Origin of the sequence: Bartonella sp. TT110JLCBS (assembly GCF_042193405.1) — a bacterium.
Lineage (GTDB): Bacteria > Pseudomonadota > Alphaproteobacteria > Rhizobiales > Rhizobiaceae > Bartonella.
In genome coordinates, this window is the sequence record NZ_JBHILT010000067.1 from 1 (window position 1) to 2,654 (window position 2,654).

The 2,654-nt window shown below is 41.6% G+C and carries 3 protein-coding genes; all 3 read left to right on the forward strand.

Annotated features, from left to right (window positions below; all coding sequences use genetic code 11):
• The first annotated feature begins 54 nt into the window (after window positions 1-54).
• The 3 genes from ACFILW_RS09310 (at window position 55) to ACFILW_RS09320 (ending at window position 2,576) form a co-directional block, all read left to right on the forward strand.
• Window positions 55-954, forward strand: coding sequence for a hypothetical protein (locus tag ACFILW_RS09310; RefSeq protein ID WP_375685650.1), 900 nt, complete (start codon window positions 55-57; stop codon window positions 952-954).
• Window positions 955-1,047: 93 nt separating this feature from the next.
• Window positions 1,048-2,172, forward strand: coding sequence for a N4-gp56 family major capsid protein (locus tag ACFILW_RS09315; RefSeq protein WP_375624338.1), 1,125 nt, complete (start codon window positions 1,048-1,050; stop codon window positions 2,170-2,172).
• A 23-nt stretch (window positions 2,173-2,195) separates the two neighbouring features.
• On the forward strand, window positions 2,196-2,576 hold the full coding sequence (locus ACFILW_RS09320) for a hypothetical protein (protein WP_375607487.1): 381 nt from the start codon (window positions 2,196-2,198) through the stop codon (window positions 2,574-2,576).
• Window positions 2,577-2,654 lie beyond the last annotated feature (78 nt).

The following is a 2,654-nucleotide window of genomic DNA, read 5'->3' on the forward strand; positions in this document are numbered from 1 at the left end:
TGCGTGAAAGAGCGGCAACATACAGAGGAAGAAGCATTTGAGAGAGGTTAGAGAATGAATGCAGAAATGAACGAAGCGATGAATGAAGCTATGAATGAAGATTACAGAGTTGGAGCACCGGTCTTTGATGATGAGAGCTCTTTTGATGCCGGCACTTATGATGGTGAAACGATTGATAATGATGATATCACCTCTCCAGAGCCGATTGTGCAGTCCGTTGAAAAGCCTTCAGAGATTGTTCCTAGCATAGAACAGCAGCGTATGGAGCAACAAGCTAAACAAGCTCGTGAAGCGCTTGTCAAGCTTTATGAACCCCAATCCCAGACGCCAATGGTTGAAGGTGAAAATGCACCCCCAGACCTACGTGAGGACCCTGTTCGTTTAGTGGCGTGGATGCTAGATAAGATTCAAAAGCAAGATGCGTATATTAGGGAACAGAAAGAAGCGCTAAGACAAGCTGAGGAACAGCAGCAGCATGATATACGTCTTGGTCAGTTTTTCAACAATTCTGTTAAGTCGTTTCAAAATAAATCCAGTGATTTTGGTGATGCGGCAAATTTTCTTTATGAGAAGCGTGCGAAGGAATTGAGTTCTTGGTCGTCACTTTATCCTGAGTATGCAGATCCAAACACAATTTCTGAGATCATAAGGAATGAATTGCGTACAATTGTAGCGACTTGTGCACAAAGAGATCTCAATCCGGCAGAAGAGATTTATAGAATAGCGCAAAATCTTGGCTATCAGAACCAAGGGGTTCAAGCGAATAATCAAGTTGCTGCGCTTCAAAGCCGTCAGAATTCTGCGAGAACCTTAACGGCATCTGGTGGAGGAGGGAGTGTTGGACCAATCACTTTAAAAAACATTTGTGATATGTCTGATAAAGAATTTGGAGAATGGTATAGCAATCCTAAAAATCAAATCATTTTTGATAAGTTAATGGGGCGCGATGGCTGAGTATAGTCTAGGCGCATAATATAATCCGCTTTGATGTGGGTTTTTCACCGGCTTAAAGCCGGTTTTTTTTTACAGCAAAGAAAGGTGAAATCAATGGCAATAACACGTATACCTATTAATGATGCACAAGCAGTGCAAGCTTGGTCAAAGAGATTAAATTATGAAGCGTCTAAAGCGCTTGATATTGAACCATTAATGGGAGAAGGCTCCAATAGTATCATTCAAGTCAAGAATGAACTTAGGAAAGAAGGCGGAGATTGTGTTACGTTTAGCTTACGAGCACAGATTATGGGGCGTGGTGTAAGCGAGGGTGAAACGCTTAAAGGCAATGAAGAGGCACTCCAATTCCTTCATGATAAACTTTATATCAATGAACTTAATAACGCTGTTTCAACAAAAAATAAAGGTACGATTGATCAACAACGTATTTTGTTTAGTTTACGCGACGAAGCACATAAGGCATTGGTTGATTGGTTTGCAGACCGTTTGAGTTTGATGTTTTTTCTTCAAGTTTGCGGATATACAGCGCCTACAATAAAGTTTGAAGGACGTGAAGTTGAACTTGATGAATTGTATTATGGTTTTAATGCACCATTGGCACCAAGCAGTAAGCGTATTGTGCGACCAGAAGCCAAAACGAAAGATGAAGACGTAAAAGAGCTGGCAAAACACGGTTTTAGTCTTAAGCTCATAGATGAAGCTGTTAAAGTTGCAAAGTTGGCTAACCCCAAAATCAGACCAGTACGGGTTGGTGGTTCCAATGTCTACGTGATGTATCTTCATCCCATACAAGTTATGCAATTGCGTACCAATACAGATACTGGTCAATGGCTTGATATACAAAAGGCAGTTTATTCAGGTTCGCGCGCGAAGAACCCGATTTTTGATGGTTCACTAGGCATGTATAATGGTGTGATTTTACGAGAATCCGAACATGTAACCCATGGTGTTAAATCCGATGGTAGTGTTGAAGAAAATGTCCGCCGTGCTGTATTACTGGGTGCACAGAGTGCGATGCTTGCCTTTGGAGCAGAAAATCAAGAGACGCGCTATAAATTGGTTGAAGAGCTTGATGATTATCAACGGGTATATGGTGTTGCAGCTAAGACAATCATAGGCATGAAGAAAACACGTTTCCAAATGCCTGGAAGAGGACAAAATGCGCAAGATTTCGGAACCGTTGTTGTTTCAACTTGCACAGGCGAAAAGCCTTCTTAATTTTCAAAGAAAGGAAATAAAACATGGCAGAAGGATTACCACAGCCCCTACAAGGGAGAAATTTGGTTACGCAACAAGTGAGTTTTTTTCGCTTGAATATCTCGCATAAAGATAAGCATTTGACGCGCAAAATCGGGACTTTACCGCGTGGTGCAATGATCCTTTCGATTAAAGCGTTTGTGAAGACAGCGTTTTCGGATGCGAAATTAAAGATAGGTAGCACCTATGGTGGTAATGAGTTTAGTGAAAAGGACATCAAAACCCAAAGCACTCAAGATTTTACATCAACCAACCAAAAAGAGTTTGTTCCAGAAGATCAAGAGCTTACGCTTTATGCAACACGGGATAAAACAACCGCGGCTGGAGAGTGTGTTGTGGTGGTGCAATTCGTGACCAATCGTTGAGAGGTATTTTGATGACACGTCATTATATTCGGGTTAAGACCGGAGGACCGATACCAGTAAAGCGAGATGTTTATCGTC

Excerpts from the sequence above, each read along its gene's own strand:
- ACFILW_RS09310 (WP_375685650.1), top strand. The coding sequence starts at position 55 with ATGAATGCAGAAATGAACGAAGCGATGAATGAAGCTATGAATGAAGAT.
- ACFILW_RS09315 (WP_375624338.1), top strand. The coding sequence starts at position 1,048 with ATGGCAATAACACGTATACCTATTAATGATGCACAAGCAGTGCAAGCT.
- ACFILW_RS09320 (WP_375607487.1), top strand. The coding sequence starts at position 2,196 with ATGGCAGAAGGATTACCACAGCCCCTACAAGGGAGAAATTTGGTTACG.